At 28.0% G+C, this 16662-nt stretch carries 17 protein-coding genes; 9 read left to right on the top strand and 8 right to left on the bottom strand.

The window, feature by feature from the left end; genetic code table 11:
* Nucleotides 1–18 precede the first annotated feature (18 nt).
* The 4 genes from NON08_RS00375 to NON08_RS00360 all read left to right on the top strand — a co-directional run bounded on the left by NON08_RS00375 (nucleotide 19) and on the right by NON08_RS00360 (nucleotide 5836).
* Nucleotides 19–897, top strand: a complete 879-nt coding sequence (locus NON08_RS00375; RefSeq protein WP_256689559.1) for an ROK family protein — start codon at nucleotides 19–21, stop codon at nucleotides 895–897.
* Between the two features lie 489 nt (nucleotides 898–1386).
* Entirely contained in the window at nucleotides 1387–2529 is a 1143-nt protein-coding gene (gene trxB / locus NON08_RS00370; protein WP_256689558.1) for a thioredoxin-disulfide reductase, read from the top strand.
* 28 nt (nucleotides 2530–2557) lie between these two features.
* Nucleotides 2558–4345 (top strand): aryl-sulfate sulfotransferase, encoded by a 1788-nt coding sequence (locus tag NON08_RS00365; protein WP_256689557.1) that lies wholly within the window; start codon nucleotides 2558–2560, stop codon nucleotides 4343–4345.
* A gap of 60 nt (nucleotides 4346–4405) precedes the next feature.
* The gene (locus NON08_RS00360; RefSeq protein WP_256689556.1) at nucleotides 4406–5836 is read left to right on the top strand and encodes an SLC13 family permease; all 1431 of its coding nucleotides are present in this window, start codon (nucleotides 4406–4408) and stop codon (nucleotides 5834–5836) included.
* 178 nt (nucleotides 5837–6014) lie between these two features.
* Here NON08_RS00360 and NON08_RS00355 read toward each other — a convergent pair whose 3' ends face one another.
* Complete coding sequence (locus NON08_RS00355) at nucleotides 6015–6953, bottom strand: TRM11 family SAM-dependent methyltransferase (protein WP_256689555.1); 939 nt, start codon at nucleotides 6951–6953, stop codon at nucleotides 6015–6017.
* A gap of 368 nt (nucleotides 6954–7321) precedes the next feature.
* On the opposite strand from NON08_RS00355, the gene NON08_RS00350 reads away from it, so the two are divergent.
* Nucleotides 7322–7549: a hypothetical protein gene (locus NON08_RS00350; protein WP_256689554.1), complete on the top strand. Its 228-nt coding sequence runs from the start codon at nucleotides 7322–7324 to the stop codon at nucleotides 7547–7549.
* 193 nt (nucleotides 7550–7742) lie between these two features.
* Here the strand turns inward: NON08_RS00350 and NON08_RS00345 are convergent, their stop codons facing one another.
* From NON08_RS00345 to NON08_RS00320, 6 genes are all read right to left on the bottom strand, one after another.
* A complete protein-coding gene (locus tag NON08_RS00345; protein ID WP_256689553.1) occupies nucleotides 7743–8114 on the bottom strand; it encodes a hypothetical protein in 372 nt (123 codons plus the stop codon).
* 227 nt (nucleotides 8115–8341) lie between these two features.
* Complete coding sequence (locus tag NON08_RS00340) at nucleotides 8342–8776, bottom strand: PhzF family phenazine biosynthesis protein (RefSeq protein ID WP_256691198.1); 435 nt, start codon at nucleotides 8774–8776, stop codon at nucleotides 8342–8344.
* Nucleotides 8777–8816: 40 nt separating this feature from the next.
* Nucleotides 8817–8960: a PhzF family phenazine biosynthesis protein gene (locus NON08_RS00335; RefSeq protein ID WP_256689552.1), complete on the bottom strand. Its 144-nt coding sequence runs from the start codon at nucleotides 8958–8960 to the stop codon at nucleotides 8817–8819.
* Nucleotides 8957–9826 carry a DMT family transporter gene (locus NON08_RS00330; RefSeq protein ID WP_256689551.1) on the bottom strand — a complete coding sequence of 290 codons (870 nt, stop codon included), beginning with the start codon at nucleotides 9824–9826 and terminating at the stop codon, nucleotides 8957–8959. Before NON08_RS00330 ends, NON08_RS00335 begins: the two co-directional genes overlap by 4 nt.
* 42 nt (nucleotides 9827–9868) lie before the next feature.
* Nucleotides 9869–10396, bottom strand: coding sequence for a GNAT family N-acetyltransferase (locus NON08_RS00325; RefSeq protein WP_256689550.1), 528 nt, complete (start codon nucleotides 10394–10396; stop codon nucleotides 9869–9871).
* Between the two features lie 153 nt (nucleotides 10397–10549).
* Nucleotides 10550–11773: a helix-turn-helix domain-containing protein gene (locus NON08_RS00320; RefSeq protein WP_256689549.1), complete on the bottom strand. Its 1224-nt coding sequence runs from the start codon at nucleotides 11771–11773 to the stop codon at nucleotides 10550–10552.
* A gap of 214 nt (nucleotides 11774–11987) precedes the next feature.
* Here NON08_RS00320 and NON08_RS00315 point away from each other — a divergent pair, with 214 nt between their 5' ends.
* Nucleotides 11988–12932 (top strand): NAD(P)H-dependent flavin oxidoreductase, encoded by a 945-nt coding sequence (locus NON08_RS00315; protein ID WP_256689548.1) that lies wholly within the window; start codon nucleotides 11988–11990, stop codon nucleotides 12930–12932.
* A 196-nt stretch (nucleotides 12933–13128) separates the two neighbouring features.
* Here NON08_RS00315 and NON08_RS00310 read toward each other — a convergent pair whose 3' ends face one another.
* Nucleotides 13129–13647, bottom strand: coding sequence for a cysteine hydrolase family protein (locus tag NON08_RS00310; protein ID WP_256689547.1), 519 nt, complete (start codon nucleotides 13645–13647; stop codon nucleotides 13129–13131).
* A gap of 127 nt (nucleotides 13648–13774) precedes the next feature.
* Between NON08_RS00310 and NON08_RS00305 the strand changes: the two genes are divergently transcribed.
* From NON08_RS00305 to NON08_RS00295, 3 genes are all read left to right on the top strand, one after another.
* The gene (locus NON08_RS00305) at nucleotides 13775–13948 is read left to right on the top strand and encodes a hypothetical protein (protein WP_256689546.1); all 174 of its coding nucleotides are present in this window, start codon (nucleotides 13775–13777) and stop codon (nucleotides 13946–13948) included.
* Between the two features lie 445 nt (nucleotides 13949–14393).
* The gene (locus NON08_RS00300) at nucleotides 14394–14585 is read left to right on the top strand and encodes a hypothetical protein (RefSeq protein WP_256689545.1); all 192 of its coding nucleotides are present in this window, start codon (nucleotides 14394–14396) and stop codon (nucleotides 14583–14585) included.
* A 122-nt stretch (nucleotides 14586–14707) separates the two neighbouring features.
* A complete protein-coding gene (locus tag NON08_RS00295; protein ID WP_256689544.1) occupies nucleotides 14708–16213 on the top strand; it encodes an RNA-binding domain-containing protein in 1506 nt (501 codons plus the stop codon).
* Nucleotides 16214–16662: the final 449 nt, after the last annotated feature.

The raw sequence follows: 16662 nt of genomic DNA, 5'->3' as shown, positions 1-16662 counted from the left end.
AATTATAAAGGGGGTATTATGAAAAATATTATTGCTTTTGATCTAGGTGGTTCTAGTGTCAAATATGGTATACTTAACTCTTTAGGAGAAATCTTATCCAAAGGAAGTTTCCCTACTCCGAATGATTCATTTGAAACACTTTTAAATAGAATGAATATAATTTTATATTCTATGAAAAATTTTAATCCAAAAGGAGTTTCAATTAGTTCACCCGGTGCTGTAAACTCTTTAACTGGAGTTATTGGTGGGATCAGTGCAATTCCATATATACACAACTTTCAAATCAAAAAAATTTTTGAAGAAACTTTCAATCTTCCTGTAGAGATTGAAAATGATGGTAATTGCTCTGCTTTAGCTGAATTCTGGTTAGGAAATGGAAAAGATTTTAAAAATATCATCTCTCTTGTTTTGGGATCCGGAGTTGGTGGTGCTGTTATACAAAACGAAAAACTTATTCGTGGAAAAACTTTCCAAAGTGGAGAATTTGGATATATGCTTTTAGAAGGAAATAAAACTTGGAGCTCACTTTGTTCAACAATTTCCTTAGTTGAAAAAGCTAGATATTTAACAAATATTGAGGATTTAGATGGAGTTAAACTTTTTAATCTCAAATTAACTGATTATCCTGAAATTGAAAATCTTCTTCAAAATTATTATTTAAATTTATCAAGAGGCATATATAATTTACAATGTGCCTTTGATAGCGAAACTTTTATTATCAGCGGAGGGATCAGCTCAAATCCTATTTTTTTTGAAAATTTAAATAGTCATTTGAAAACTTTTTATGAATCTCTAGAAGATAAAGTAGAAATGCCATTTATCCAAAAAGCTCTTTTTGAGAATGATTCTAATTTAATTGGAGCTGTATATAATTTTATAAAAAAGCATTCAAAATAAATATTTTTATTATAATAACTCTCACTTAAAATTAAGTGAGAATTTTTTTTGAAAAATTAAAGATTAAAAACTAAACATAAAATACAAGTATATTAATATATTTGTATTTTTAGAAAGTTCTCCAAATTGGATTTTTTAAAACCATTTCAAATAAACGATTCTTATTTGAGCTTTAAAAAGTCATTTATTAATCTTATTTAAAAATTGACAAAAATATATTTTTAAATTAAACTCCTGAATATAAATAATTCTTTTCAAGTTAAAATCATATTAAAAGTATCAAAAGAAAACATTTTAGCACATTTCAAATGAATAAACCTCAAATAAATATAAGCTATGATCTACCTTTAACGGTGTTTAGTTATGAAGTATAAACTTTTTTTTAGTTTATAAAAATATATTTATTAATAATAGTACAAATAATTTTTTTACTATATATTTATATTTTCATTAAAAAAATACTAGTATATTTTAAGGTTGGAGGATAGCATGGATAAAATTTACGATTTAATAATTGTTGGTGCAGGACCAGCTGGACTAGCTGCTGGAGTATATGGAGCTAGAGCCAAAATGAAAACTTTAATTTTAGAAAAAGGAACTATTGGAGGAATGGCTTCAAAGACTACAGAGATAGTTAATTATCCTGGAATCCCTAAAACTTCAGGGGAAAAACTAGGAGAAGTTATGTCTAAGCACGCAGAAAATTTAGGAGCTACAATTGTAAGAGATAGCATAAGAACTGTTGAGTTAGATGGAGAAATAAAAATTTTAAAAAGCAGAAGAAAAGAGTATCTAGCTAGAAGTGTAATTTTTGCAACTGGAACTAGACCAAGAGTTTTAGGAATTCCTGGAGAAATTGATTTTAAAGGTAGAGGTGTGGCGTACTGCGCTACTTGTGATGCTGAATTTTTTTCAAATCAAGAAGTTGTTGTTGTAGGAAGTGGTGATCAAGCTATTGAAGAAGGGATGTTTATATCTAAATATGCTTCAAAAGTAAAAATCATAGTTCTTCATGATGAAGGAATATTAGATTGCAACAGATTAAGTGCAGAGGAAGCTTTTAAAAATCCTAAAATAGAGTTTATCTGGAATTCCACTCTTGATGAAATCATAGGAGATGAATCTGTAGAAAAAGTAAAAGTTAAAAATTTAAAAACAGGAGATATGACAGATATTCCTTGCAAAGGTGTGTTTTTCTTTGTTGGAATGATTCCTAACACTGAATTTTTAGAAGAAACAGAATTAAAACTTGATAAAAGAGGTCATATTGAATGTGACAGTTTATTAAATTCATCAATCTCTGGAGTTTTTGTAGCTGGAGATGTGAGAGAGAAATATTTAAAGCAGGTTATAACTGCTGCTGCAGATGGAGCTGTAGCTGCTGTAGCTGCTGAAAAATATTTGGAGGAGATGAATATTTATATAAACAGAATTAAAGATAAAAATGTAGCCATTGGATTTTGGAACTCTTTAGATAGCGATGGATTGAAATACCTTTCTGAAAAAGAAAAAGAGTTAAGAGAAAATAATATAGATGATTTTATATATGTTGATATTAGAAAAAATAAACACTTAGCTAAATTTTTTAACAAAGAAAATATAGATAGTCCAGAGTTAGTAATAAACAAATAAAATAAACATAAAATAGGGAGGTTACAAAATGGGTCATCCAACGATTTATCCAACAGGAGCAACGATTTATAATCCAGAAAAAGCATGGAGTGGTTACACAGTATTTAATTTAATTGGTTTAGGAGCAATGTTAATTGATATGAACGGACGTGAAATTCGTCTATGGGAAGGGTTACAAGGTTTTCCAAATAAAATTTTCCCTAACGGACATATACTAGGAAGTAGAGGAGAAAGAAGTCCTAAGTTTGGAATGCAAGATCAAACAGATTTAGTTGAATTAGATTGGGATGGAAATATTGTTTGGAAATTTGATGAGTTAGAATATATAGAGGACGAAGGAGAAACTCCTAGATGGATGGCAAGGCAACACCATGATTACCAAAGAGAAGGAAATCCAGTAGGTTATTATGTACCAGGAATGGAACCTAAATTAGGTGGAGGAAAAACTTTAATTCTAGGTCATATAAATGTTAGAAATCCTAAAATTTCAGATAAACTTTTACATGATGATATTATTTATGAAGTTGATGAGAATAATAAAATAACTTGGAAATGGATTTGTAGCGAACACTTTGATGAGTATGGTTTTTCTGAAGAAGCTAAAAATGTTTTATTTAGAGATCCAAATCTAAGAGCTACACATCCTGAAAAAGTTGGAGACTGGATGCATATAAACTCAATGTCAGTTTTAGGTCCAAATAAATTTTACGATGCAGGAGATGAGAGATTCCATCCTGATAATATAATTTGGGATGCTCGAGAAACAAATATAATTGCTATTATAAGCAAAGAAACTGGAAAAGTAGTTTGGAAATTAGGACCTGATTATAATACTCCTGAGTTGAGACATTTAGGATGTATCATAGGACAACACCATGCTCATATGATTCCAAAAGGACTACCTGGAGAAGGAAATATTCTTGTATTTGATAATGGTGGATGGGCAGGATATGGAGCACCAAATCCTGTATCTAGATTTGGAGAAAAAAATGCAAGAAGAGATTTTTCTAGAGTTTTAGAAATAGATCCAGTTACGTTAGAAATTGTATGGCAATATACACCAAAAGAAGCTGGATTTGTAATGCCACTAGATGCTTCAAGATTCTATAGTCCATTTATAAGTGGAGCTCAAAGATTACCAAATGGGAATACACTTATAACAGAGGGATCTAACGGAAGACTAATCGAAGTAACACCTGATTTTGAAATTGTATGGGAATATATAAATCCAAGATGGGATAAAGAGATTATGAATATGAATATGATCTATAGATCATACAGAGTTCCTTACGAATGGATTCCTCAACTGGAAAAACCAGTTGAAACACCTATAGAAAAATTAGATGTTTCTAACTTTAGAGTTCCTGGAGCTGCTCCAAGTGGTGGAGCTTTCAAAATTAAAGTAGAGGGTGTTACACCATATGTTAAAGCTGATGCTATTAGTGCTTGTGTTGCGGCTGGAGATGAAGTAGAGAAAAAACCAAAACTATTTGATATCAATGAAAAGTTATTCCCTGGAACAACATCTACAAAATTAAAGGAAAAGGTTACACAAGGAAAAGATATCCTTATATTTGTAGGAGCTGAAAGATGTAAAAACTGTAGAGACTTACAACCTATACTAGAAGAGTTATTGCCTGAATTTGAAGGAAAATTTGAGCAATATCACTTAGATGCTGACAAAGAAAAACCATACTTAGAAGAGAATAAGATTAAATCAATTCCAACTTTAATATTATACAGAAACGGAGAGTTAAAAGGAAGATTAATAGGATCACATTCAATTGATGAGGTAGAGGAATTCTTAGAACAGTAATTTTAATTTTAAGAAGGTTACCTTAAATTATTAAGGTAGCCTTTTTTATAGGAGGTTTCTATGGAAAATATTGCACAACTAAACACCGAAGTAACTGAAAGAAGCTTTGATAAAAAGAAATTGATAAAATGGATTATTTCTATAATGATGATGTTTACTCCAATGTTTATGCAAATTAATGAAAGCTATACAACTAATATAAGAACCTTTTTCATGATTACAATTTTAATTATTATGATTTGGGCTTTTGAGCTAATGCCTTTAGCTGCACCAGCTTTAGTTTTACCAATAGTTTATATTAGCTTTGGTTTAGCTACTCCTGCCCAAGCATTTTCCCCTTGGACAACAGAGATGCCTTGGTTATTTATAGGAGGAATGGTTATATCTAGTGTTTTTGAAAGAACTGGCTTAATGAAAAGAATGGCTATAACAGCCATAAAAACCGCTGGTGGAACTTACAAAGGAATACTATTTGGATTTCTAATTGTTGGATTAATATTATGTATAATTATACCTAGTACTGCTGCTAGAACAACTTTATTTTTACCTTTAGCTTATGGAATAATAACAGCTTTAAATTTAAAGAAAAATTCAAAAGAAGCTATTGCTATAATGGCTGGAAGTTCATTTATGGCTTTAACTCCTTGGACAATTGTAGATGGAATAAATTTAATCTCATATTCAATCGCAAGAAATCTTAATGTCCATCTAAGTTGGGTAGAATATATGAAAGAAATGGGAATAATGACATTCCTTTTATCAACTGTTTATATAGTAGCAATTCTATTTTTTTACAAAGGAAATGCTAGTATTTTTAAAAAGGAAAATCACTTTAAAACAAAAGAATATTTCGATAAAGAACATTCAAAACTTGGAAAAATGAGTGTAAGTGAAAAAAAAGTAATATTTGTGTTAGCAATTATGGTTGCAATTTTATGTACTAGTAGCATTCACAAAATATCTGCTGGATGGGTATTTGCCATTGGGGCTTTCTGTTTTTATCTTCCTGGAATCAATGTAGCTGAAGACAAGGATTTAAAAAGTGTAAATATGCCTATGATAATTCTAATGACTGGAGCTATGACTATTGGAGCTGTCTCTATGGCCACTGGAACTGGAGCTTTTATAGGTAAAATATTGACAACATATTTAACAGGAAGTAGTTTCGCAATAGTTTCTATAAGTTGGTTAATAGGTGTTATAGTTAACTTTTTATTGACTCCACTTGCTGCTGCTAGTGCATTAACACAACCTTTAGTAGAGGCTGCTATTCAAAATGGAATTTCACCTACTGTTATCTTAAACTCTTATGCTGTTGGTTTAGAACAGATTATCTTTCCTTATGAATACGTTTTACCTTTAATGATGTTTAGCTATGGTGTTATGAGTTTAAAAGAGTTTGTTAAAATCTATCTATTAAAAATGATACTGAGTATAATTTTCCTATTAGTTATTTGTGTCCCTTACTGGGGAATATTAGGATTGCTTTAAACAAAATTTAGAAATAAAAAAGAAGAGTCTTTAGAACTCTTCTTTTTCATTTTGGATTTCAAAAATTTGATAACGATTTGAGAGGTAAGTTATTTCTCTCTAAGAGGTTTTTTTTAAGAAGTCAGGGCAAACTTCTTATATATTCATTCTTTTTTTTATCTAATTTCCTTTTTTTATATCATCTTTTTTTTGCAACTACTATATACCTTTTAAATCTTCCCTTTGTAACAACACATCTGTCAACTATTTCAAACCCCTCTTTCTCTATCATTGCATCATGATCCTCAAAAGAGATCATCACCATTTTATTTGAGATTCTTCTAGCTGTTTCAATTATTTTTCTTTGATCCTCTTGAGAAGTATGACTAAAAATTCCATAAGGAATGTCAACTATTGAACTGTCATACTCTTTTTTTATATTATGCATATCATCATTTACAACTACTGGTTTGAAACCATAAAACTCTAAATTAATATTAGCATTTTTTGCAATACTTTTATTTATTTCATAACCATCTATTATATAACCAGCATCTAACCCTTCTACTAAAGTAGTTCCTACTCCACAACATGGATCTATAATAGTTTTTTCTTTTAAACCATTATTAGCTATATTTACAACTGCCTTTGCCACTTTAACACTTAATGAGTTAGAATAAGAACATGGTTTATTATCGTGACTATGCCATTTATAATTATTTTTATTATCAATTCCAAAAAGCCACTTTCCTTCCACTTTAGTAATTCCAAAACTAAACTGAGGATTTTTAAAATTGTGAACACCTTGAATATTCATAGAAATCTCTTTTATTAAACCCAATCTTTCTTCGTATGGAATGTTATTTTTATTTAATCTTACATACTCTAACTTAAAGTTATCATACAGATTTTTATCTTTACTTATCTCTGATAATAGCTCTTCAAAACTATCTTTTTCATAAAGAACATCTAAACGAGTTTTTATAAAAGGACTGTTAGATGGGTTAAACTCCACATTGGAAAATAGCATTTTTTCCTGAGGCTCCTTTCCAAAAACAGCTCTCATCTCTAGTAAACATAGCTCCTCTTCAAATGTTGGATAATTAACTATGTACATATACTTCAATATTTTTTTCATATTTCACATTCCTTTTAATTTAATTTGCACTACACTCAGTGCTTAAATATATATTTTTGAAAGACCCTTTCATCAATTACTTCAACCTTTAAAACTACATTTTTTCATTTCTTTTAAAAAAGCTTCTAACTCTTTTTTCTCTTCAAGAGTTAACTCTTCTTTATTGAGAAGCTCCTGAAATCTTTTCTCATCCATATAACTTCTCCTTTCTAAAATATCTTTAATATATAAACTATATCAACATATACAATTTTCGTCAATAACACAAGGTAGAAATAATAATTTAATTTCGACATATTTTGGACACAAACATTTGATATCATTAGTGTATAGAAATAAAACAAGCAAATAAATAGGAGTGATGTTAAATGAAAAAAATATTATTATTAGGAACTTTTGTAATCTCAGCGATGTCTTTCGCTAACTCTTTTCCAGAAAAAGAAGTAAAATATACTTACTCTAAAGATTCAAGTATAGGTAAAAATAGAGAGTTTGATGAGTTTGAAAATAATTCAAAGGCAATAAAAATAAACAGTGACAAAACTGAAAAAGAGGTAACATATAGCACAAGTATCGGAAAAAATAGAGAGTTTTAATAAAAACTATAAAATAAGTTACTGGGGGAATAATGGGGTCAAATTATAAATCTTTATTAAAATCTTCAAGTTAAAGTAATATCAAATTGCTTAACTTGGAGTTTTTTTTATGTAAGTGTTTTTTCAACTATTGTAAATAATATAAAAAAAAGACGAGAATTTTCCTCGCCTTCCTTCATACTAAATATTTAAATTAATTTGTTTTCATCATATTTTGTTGCATTTTAGTCATATGATTTGCTTTTATTTGATAAATTTCATTATTTAACTTTTCCACTTTTTTCATATCAGGATTAGATGTATTCATGATTTTATTGATTTCTAATTGCTTTTCTTGCATTTTTATCATATCATTTTGCATCTCTTTTCTTAATTCTGGTGTCATATTCATTCCCATCATTCCCATACCTGCAGAACCATTCATCATTTTACAATTAGCTACTCCACCACCATTCATCATCATTCCTTTATTCATAGTCCCATGCATAAATCCTTGTGAATTGTTTGAGTTAGCAAAAGATACTGCCGATATTACAAAAGCTCCAACTAATAATATTTTTTTCATTTAAAACCACTCCTTTTTATTTTTCTTTATACAACAAGGATATCAAATATTTGTTACAGAATTGTGTCAATTTTTAATTAAAAAAAAATTTTGTAAATATTAAAACTTTTTTAAATAACCTGTTGTCTAAATATTATAAAAAGTGTTAAGAAAATAGTAAAATAATTTAATCCCCCCAAAAAGAGCCTCTTCCCCCCAGAGGCTTTTTCCCTTTTTTGTATCTTTATTTAAATTTCAACCTCGATCTCTTCTAAGTTTAAAGTGCTTCCTCCTACTTTAACTCCTATTATTTTATTATTTTTAAATAGATAACAAGATAGAGCACCATTAGAGGTTCCAGTTGCTGACTCTTCATCTATACCGTAAAGCGGAGCTAAATTTCTACAATGTATTATCTCATCATCTAATGACTCTAAGGTAAATATATGATACCCAACTACATTATATTCTTTGCTTAGTTTTGCAATACTATTAAAATTTGGTTTTATAGATTCTAACACCTCTTTATTTTTAAGAGGAATTATGATATCTCTAAGCCCAGTTGAAACTATTTGTATTGGGAGATTTTCTACAAATGAATCTATATCTATATTTAATGTTTTAGCTATTTTTTCCTTATCTACAACTTCAAAATATGTTGGTAAATTTTGATCCATCATAATTGATAGATCCTCCCTAACCTCAACCTTTAGTATTCCCGCCTTAGTTTCTTGAGTGTATTTTCCAACACCTATATTTTTTCATTTGTTCTTCTAATAGATTATCTGCATCGAGAACAACTGCTGCAGGGTTACCTCCATTTAATGATTTTGCAAAGGAATTTAGCGTGTATGCTTTTATTTTCATGAATAACTCTCCTTATATATACTTTTAACCTCATTAATAAGAGTAAACATAAGAATCAATGCTCCACCTAGTAATTGAGTTTGAGTTATAGATTCTCCCATCCATAAAATTGATATTAAAATTGCAAAAAGTGGATCTAAATAGCTAAGTACAGATACTTCTTGCCCACTTAGTTCTGAGAGTGATGAAAAATATAAAACGTAGACTATTCCAGTATGTAGTATTCCCACAGCAAGGAGATTGATTAATCCAAAACTATTGAGTTCCTGGATATGAAATCCCTCTGTTCCAAAAACATATGGAGACAAAACTACAACAGCTGCTGCAAGTTGAAATACAGTTCTAGTTATTCCATCAACATCTTTTATAGATTTATTCAGTAAAATCACTGTTGCATAGAGTGCTGCTGCTCCTAAACCTAATAGAATTCCAGTCATGTCCCTTGTTCCACCACTGCTAACTCCAATTATCAAAACAAGTCCAGCTGTTGATCCAATGAAACAGATCGCTTGTTTAAAAGTAAGTTTTTCTCGAAATAGGAAAGTACTACCTATAACTACAATAACAGGAGCAAAATAATAGCAAAGAGTTGCTAAAGCAATACTGGTATAGTTATAAGCTTCAAAGAGTAATATCCAGTTGAATCCCATTGCTGCTCCAGAAAAAAATAGTTTCCAAAGATTGCTCTTAATGCTTTTAATTTTTGAAGAATTTCTATTAAAAATAATAAAGACAGTCAAAATAATTAGAGCTATCACTGCTCTATATAAAGCTATTTCACTAGAAGCAAGACTTATATTTTTAATGAACGGCCCTAAGGTACCAAAAGTTATCATTGTTATAATTATTTTTAGTTTAGCACTCACTTTTTGTCCTCCGCTTTTTAATTTTTTCAATACCTAACTACACTACTTTAATTCATCTCTAAATAACCCCATATTAAGAGTATCATAATATTTTCCATATCTAAAAATCTCTTTTCTATTGATTCCCTCCTCTTTAAAACCAACAGTCTCATAACATCTTTTTGCATTTTTATTAAATTCAAAATAATGTAATTTTATTTTATGGACATTCATTTCATCAAATATAAATTTACAAAGAACTCTAAGAGCATCTGATCCAAACCCTTTATTTTGATATTCTTTTCCAATCCATATTCCAATTGTAGCAACACTATTTTTTCGATCTAAATCATTTATTCCACATCCACCTACGTACTCCTTAGTTTCAAGAGATTCAATTGCAAAATTAAAAAGTTCCCCTTTAGAAATTGAATTTTTATCCATAAAACTTTTTTGAGCCTCATAAGACTGTGGAAAAATAGTTGCAACAGATAATGTATCTCTTAGTCCCTCCTCTTCAATTAACTCTAAAACTCTTTCAACCTCATTTGATCTATAAGCTCTTAGTCTTATTTTTTTTCCTTTAAACATAAATAACCTCCCCATTTATTTTTTTGTTTTCTATTTACAATAGATATTATCACTTTTTATAAAATTGTCAACAATTTTTGTTGCTTTTTTAAAAATTTAAATATATAAAAAAGTCCATTTTAATAAATTCCTATCAAAATGGATCTGTATAAATTAATTTAATTTTTCTAAAATTTGTAACTTTTTTGTTTCTGATTTTACCTTTTTAATAAAGTTAATCGCTATTTTATAGTCTTGCTTTTCTTCGAATAATATGAAGAAATTTTTAATTATACTATCTAATTCCCCTTCTTTTAGATTATTAAAGTTTAGCATCCTCAATAAAATATCGTACTTATTTTCAATTGGTGTAAGTTTATTATCTGAGATATTTAAAGCTTTTACATAATAAGCGTTAGCTTCTTTTTCTAAGTTTAACTCAGCATAGCATTTTCCAATTAGAACATATATTTTAAAAAGATGATCAGGAGATGTTTGATAATTTTTCAAAAAAATCTCTATCTCTTCTATAACTTTTTCTATCTCTATCTCTTTTTTTAGGGATAACCACATTTCTAAATAATTACCATAAATAACTAACCTATTTTCTTGATTTGAATTTTCAAAAATTTCTTTATATATTTTTAAAGCTAATTTATGCTTATTCAATTTTAAATAATAAATAACTGCTAGCATATTTTTAACTTTAAAGCTTAAATCTTCAGTTTTACAGAGTTTTAAAAGTTTTTTTAATATTTCAATTGAACTTTCTATCTCATCAATTTTATATAAAGAATATCCATAGTTATATAAAATTTTTAAATTGTCTTCTGTAGGATTTTTTATTAAAGAAAATATATAATTTTTTATTAAATCTACTGTTTCTTTAAACTGATTTAGATAATAATAGATTCTACTTAAATATAAAAGAATCTCTATATTTTCAAGTGGTTTATATAGATATAAAGCTATCTCAAAATACTTTTTTGATAACTCAATCTCTTTTAAGTCAAAATAAAACTTACCTAACAAAAAACTTAACTCTTTTCTTTTTAAGTCTTCTAATTCTAAAAAACAAATCTCTATTTCTATATCATTTTTCATATTTTGATTTTCTAATATTTTATATAATTTTTTTAAAGCTTGTTCTTCCTTTGTTTCAAGTAAATAGGCAGTTGTTATTTTTTCTTCAATTTTTCTTTTTTTTAAAATTTCATTAAAATTTTTAGAAATAATTTCAGCGGTATTTTTTGTTAAACTTCTTTTTCCAATTTCTATCATTCCGATAAATTGTCTTTTTATCTCTACACTACTCAATTCACTTTGAGTAATATCATATTTTTTTCTTAAATAACTAATTTTTTCTTCTGGAGTTAGAAACATTATAAATCCTTTCAATTATAATTTTTACTTTAAAATACAATATATCTATAAAAAAAGCAAGTAAAATAAATATCTAAATATTTCTTAGCGTTATTATAATTTTTTATAGACAAAGTGAACAAATAAAAAAATAAGTTGCTTAAATACTCAGAATGTTTTACAATCAAGAAATAGATATCTACAGATATCTAACAAATATCATCTAACATTTTAAGTTTTGGAGGAAATTATGAAGATCGGAAATCTAGAATTAAAGCTTCCTATTATCCAAGGAGGAATGGCAATAAAGGCTTCTATGAGTAATCTAGCTGCTGCAGTAGCAAATGAAGGTGGAGTTGGCTGTATCGCTGGAAGTGCCCTTACAATGGAGGAATTAAAAGAAGAGATAAAAAAAGCTAAAAAACTTATTGTCAATGAAGGTGGAGCCTTAGCTGTTAATATAATGTTTGCAGTTACTGACTTTGCAGAGGCAGTTAAAACATCTATTGAAGCTGGAGTAGATATTATAATTACTGGAGCAGGTTTTTCAAGAGATATCTATGAAATGGTTAAAGGAACAGATGTAAAAGTTTTCCCAATAGTTTCTTCACCTAAACTGGCTAAATTAGCTCAAAAACTTGGAGCTGATGCAATAATTGTTGAAGGTGGAAATGCTGGAGGTCACCTTGGAACAGAGCTTGATTCTTGGGATATTATAAGAGCAGTTAAAGACGCTGTAACAATACCTGTTTTCGGAGCTGGAGGAGTTATCACACCTAAAGATGCTGAAAGAATGCTGAGCTTAGGAGCTGACGGTATTCAAATGGGAAGCAGATTCATCGCTTCTGAAGAGTGTGAAGTAAATGAAAAATTTAAACAGATGTATGTTGATGCAAAAGAAGGAGATGTTGTTACAATAATGAGTTCTGCTGGACTTCCTGCTAATGCTATTATCTCTCCTTTCATAAAAAGATTAAAAAATGATTCAGATGATATAAAACCTACAGCGTGTGACTCTTGTCTAAAACACTGTACTCACACTTTTTGTGTAAACGAAAGACTAAGAAGAGGACATGACGGAGATTTAAATGAAGGAATATTTTTTGCTGGAAAAGATGTGTGGAAAATAGATTCTATAAAATCTGTAAAAGAAATAATGGATGATTTCAGACCCCTTTTTCTAAAAAAATCTTAATAAATAAAAAAAATTAAAACTTTTTTAAATAATCTGTTGTCTAAATGTTATAAAAAGTGTTAAGAAAATAGTAAAATAATTTAATCCCCCCCAAAAGAGCCTCTTCCCCCCAGAGGCTCTTTACCTTTTTTGTATAAAATTATAATATGTCCTAAAATTAACAAAGTTAAAATTCTTAAATTTTTTTAAGGAAAAATTAGATATCCTTATATGAAATTAAAGAAATATCCCAAGTTAAAGTAGCAGCTAAACCAATTAAATGAATTGGCTCTGATACAGATGTGCATGCATCCATTAAAATAGATGTTTTATAATTTTTAGTTTTTTTGTTTGAAATAGATGTATGAGTAACACAATTTTGTGTCATCATTCCACAAACTAAAAGCTCATCCACATCTAACTTTTCTAGAACTTCATTTAAATTAGTTTTTACAAAGCCATCAGCATATGTTTTTATAACTATAGGAGCGTTAGGTGCAGCCTCTAATATTTCAGGAACTATTTGAACTCCCTCTGAATCTTTAATGAAAAATGGTGCTAAGCCTAAATTAGGATCAGCAATATGCTGAATATGAACTATTGGATAATTTTTATCTTTACATATTTTTATAGCTTCTAGAATATTGTTTAAAGTAACTTCTGTATTCCAAAGGGGAAATTTACCTTGTGGAAAATAATCATTTTGTAAATCAATAATTAATAAAGCTTTTTTCATAAAAATAACCTCCTATAAATAAAGTAATACTTCATTATAATTTACTTTTTAAAAAGTGAATAGTACTTACTTTTTTGTGGGTACTTTAAATTTTTTTTGCATGTAGTAGAATAATAAATAAACTAAATTGAATGAACTATTGGAATATAAACTTGTATCTAAAGAAAAATCCCTAGGTTATCCACTAAACGTTCAATACTATATAACTAACGATAAAGGAATGAAAGTTATTGAAGCTCTAAAAATATACCAAAAATTAGGTGAAATATATTTAGATGAATTAAAGAGTATTTCTAAATAAGCCTAATACTTATTATATATTTCTTTATCTCTTAAATTTGTTGATTTAGCTGATATATAAGTCCCTTCTACAACATTTTTAAAACCGTACTTTCTAACAATGATATCTTTAATATATTCAATGTGAGGACATCTATCATAATGATAAATTCAATATTATTAAAATCAATATTTTCCATAAAAACCTCCTAAACTTTTATATATAAAAGTTACGATAAATAATAATTTCTTCTTTTGTTTATATATTTTTAACTACTCATAAAAAGGAATTTTCTTAATTAAATTAAAGAGAATTCGGAGTTCTTTGACCAATAAAATTAATAGTTTTGTTCAGTCAAAAATATTGAAACTTTATTGACTATGAGTGAAATAAAAAAAGAGATACCTAACTCTACTTACTAAAAAATGGGAATGTCCTAACAAAATAGCAGTAAAGGGAGGGAATATTGATAGCAAAGGAGTTAGGAAAGTATAAAGGGCTAAAACCAATACCTTTTCCAGAGAACTGGAAAGATATTTACAACAGTTGGAAAACTAGAGAAATCACAGAAACTAGGGCTATGGAGATACTAAATCTTAAAAAGACAACTTTTTATAAGTTACTTAGAGAGTGGGAAGATATGAAAAAAGAGTTTTAAAATAAAATTAGCTCTTTGTTTTCCTGACGGGACTCCTTATTGGTATATTTTTATTCTTAAGATTTGTATTATTTTATAGTATAATATATTGAAAGTATTTTAAATCAATAAAGGAGATAAATTTGGAAAATAAAATAAAAGATATACTAATCGAACTTAAAGAGTCAGATAAATTTGAATGTAAACTTGCTAAAAATAGCTTTCCAAAGGAAGCTTTAAATACATATAGTGCTTTTGCTAACACAGATGGTGGAATACTTTTTTTAGGTATCGAAGAAAAAGATGGTGACTTTATTCCTGTCGGTGTAAATGATCCTGATAAAATAAAAAAGGATATGTTTGATACACTAAATAATCCAACAAGAGTTAGTAAAAATTTAATTACAAATAGTCATGTTTATACTGAAAATATCGATGGAAAAATAATTATAATGATTGAAGTACCACGAGCACATTATACAGAAAAGCCAATATATTTAAATGGGAACTTATATCAATCATATAAGAGAAACCATGAAGGTGATTACAAATGCTCTGAAAATGAAGTGAAAATTATGGTTAGAGATTCTAGTGATGATTCATTAGATAATACTTTAGTTAATGGATTTTCAATAGAAGATTTAGATTTACTAACAATCACTTCTTATAAAAATAGATTTACAAACCTTAAGCCCAATCACCCTTTTGTTGGAATGTCTAATGAGGATCTATTAAAAAAACTAGGGGCTTTAAGAGTTAATAGAACAACTTCAAAATTAGAACCAACATTAGGCGGCCTTTTAGTTTTTGGAAAGATGGAATCAATTAAAGAGGCTTTACCACACTTTCATTTAGAATATATTGATAAAAGTAATTTATCTGATGAAAGATGGAGTGAAAGAGTTGTATATGATGGAACTTGGGGTGAGGGGAATTTATATAATTTTTTCTTTTTAGTTATAAATAAACTATATGCATCATTAGGTAATCCTTTTGAAACTGAGAAAGATGGCTTTACTAGAAGGGAGCTAGGAGATGTTCATATAGCTTTAAGAGAGGCTTTTGTTAATTCTATAATACATGCAGACTTTAAAATAGAAGAAGCCGTTAAAATAATTAAATATTCTAATTACTATGAGTTTCAAAATCCAGGAGAATTAAGAATAAGCAAAAGTGACTTCTTCAAAGGAGAACATTCAAAACCTCGAAATAATATTATTCAAGAGATTTTTAGATTTATAAATCTTTGTGAAAGAGCTGGAAGTGGTGTTCCTAAAATTTTAAGTGCTGTAAAAAAAGAGGCATATAAATATCCTGAAATTGAGGAGAAAGACTCTAGGTTTATTTTTAGATTTTGGAAAACTAATATTTTAGAGAAAGATTCGAATTTGTCTTTAAAAGAGAAATCTATTCTTTCTTATATTCTTCAGAATGAAAAAATTACTAATAAAGAGGCCAGAGAATTTTTAGATATTTCCAAACATGAGGCTACAGACACTTTTAATCTACTTTTAGATAAAAAGTATATTGAAAAATTTGGTAACGGAAAAGGAACTCATTATAAATTAAAATTTTCTAAAGATGATGAAAAAATAAAAAAATTAGAACATATTAGTGAAATATTAGAAACTTTAAAAAGTAACATTTAATTTACGTCGGCATATTTCCGGCGTATTTTTTTATTGAAATCTCTTTATAATTAAGGGTTTTATTAATTATAAATATTTTTTCCGGCGTATTTCCGGCGTATTTCCGGCGTATTTTTTTATTTATTGTGGATATAGAAAATCTGACTGCAAACAGCAAGAGTCTTTTATTATACCATTAACAAATACATATTTTTGGTGGTTTTTTATGATTATATCCATGTGTTTATTTAAGAATTTAGGATTTTTAAACAAAATCTCCTATAACTTCATATTTCTCACTTTTCTTTATTTTTAATTTTTTCTATATCCTAAAAGGTACAACCTAAACGAACGCCTTAAAATTAAAATTACAAAGCCTTAAAAATAATTTTCGAACGTATTTTATGAACATATGATTGTTATTTACTTTAAACGAACGATATTGTATAATATATGGAGAATTTTAATTA

Origin of the sequence: Cetobacterium sp. NK01 (assembly GCF_024506395.1) — a bacterium.
Lineage (GTDB): Bacteria > Fusobacteriota > Fusobacteriia > Fusobacteriales > Fusobacteriaceae > Cetobacterium_A > Cetobacterium_A somerae_A.
This window is presented reverse-complemented; position numbering and strand designations above follow the sequence as displayed.

Bases quoted from the DNA above. Each gene is read 5' to 3' on its own strand.
- NON08_RS00360 (WP_256689556.1), top strand. From the start codon at position 4,406: ATGGAAAATATTGCACAACTAAACACCGAAGTAACTGAAAGAAGCTTT.
- NON08_RS00365 (WP_256689557.1), top strand. From the start codon at position 2,558: ATGGGTCATCCAACGATTTATCCAACAGGAGCAACGATTTATAATCCA.
- NON08_RS00375 (WP_256689559.1), top strand. From the start codon at position 19: ATGAAAAATATTATTGCTTTTGATCTAGGTGGTTCTAGTGTCAAATAT.
- NON08_RS00315 (WP_256689548.1), top strand. From the start codon at position 11,988: ATGAAGATCGGAAATCTAGAATTAAAGCTTCCTATTATCCAAGGAGGA.
- NON08_RS00355 (WP_256689555.1), bottom strand. From the start codon at position 6,953: ATGAAAAAAATATTGAAGTATATGTACATAGTTAATTATCCAACATTT.
- NON08_RS00335 (WP_256689552.1), bottom strand. From the start codon at position 8,960: ATGAAAATAAAAGCATACACGCTAAATTCCTTTGCAAAATCATTAAAT.
- NON08_RS00350 (WP_256689554.1), top strand. From the start codon at position 7,322: ATGAAAAAAATATTATTATTAGGAACTTTTGTAATCTCAGCGATGTCT.
- NON08_RS00345 (WP_256689553.1), bottom strand. From the start codon at position 8,114: ATGAAAAAAATATTATTAGTTGGAGCTTTTGTAATATCGGCAGTATCT.
- NON08_RS00325 (WP_256689550.1), bottom strand. From the start codon at position 10,396: ATGTTTAAAGGAAAAAAAATAAGACTAAGAGCTTATAGATCAAATGAG.
- NON08_RS00310 (WP_256689547.1), bottom strand. From the start codon at position 13,647: ATGAAAAAAGCTTTATTAATTATTGATTTACAAAATGATTATTTTCCA.
- trxB (WP_256689558.1), top strand. From the start codon at position 1,387: ATGGATAAAATTTACGATTTAATAATTGTTGGTGCAGGACCAGCTGGA.